General features: G+C 41.2%; 1 protein-coding gene. It reads right to left on the bottom strand.

The genetic code is table 11. The features are described 5' to 3' along the window. Positions 1-83 precede the first annotated feature (83 nt). On the bottom strand, positions 84-344 hold the full coding sequence (locus tag EST62_RS12360) for a hypothetical protein (RefSeq protein WP_167599352.1): 261 nt from the start codon (positions 342-344) through the stop codon (positions 84-86). Between the last annotated feature and the right edge of the window lie 185 nt (positions 345-529).

Here is a 529-nt window from a genome sequence, read left to right as displayed (position 1 = left end):
GGCAGCACTTTTTTCAGGACACTGTGTCTCACGGCATGTGAATAACCCATAATTCGCCTCCTCTACTTGAGGCGACATCTATGTTAACACTTAGGGAATGGCGGCCATTCATTGTTAAGCACATGGAAAGAATAATTTTTTTGTGTTATCGATTTAAAGGTTCCGATAACCTCAAATAATGTTGTAGGGACGGGTCTTGTGCCCATGCCGTCGGATGCGACAATTTCATCTCCCGCCCTCTTTACGTTGGTTTTATCATCAACAACGCATCCAATATCAACGGATTCATCCAAAATATTCTGGACGGGCACAAGACCCGTCCCTACAGATCGATTATTATCCATGGATATGATTTGCATGATTCCATGAAGGTGATTGGGCATTATCTGGTATGTATCAAGGATGATATTACTATATCTCTTTTGAATTTTTTCCAAATAAAGGATCCTCGAAGCAGAGCTTCGAGGTATTTAGAAGAGTTGGAGCTGCTGTGAATGCAACTTTTTATACTCAATTTCTCGACCTTGAC

The sequence above is a fragment of the Chlorobaculum sp. 24CR genome (genome assembly GCF_004118635.1).
Classification (GTDB): domain Bacteria; phylum Bacteroidota; class Chlorobiia; order Chlorobiales; family Chlorobiaceae; genus Chlorobaculum.
Note: the sequence above shows the minus strand (reverse complement) of the source record. Positions and strands in the feature narration are given on the sequence as shown.

Excerpts from the sequence above, each read along its gene's own strand:
- EST62_RS12360 (WP_167599352.1), bottom strand. The coding sequence starts at position 344 with ATGGATAATAATCGATCTGTAGGGACGGGTCTTGTGCCCGTCCAGAAT.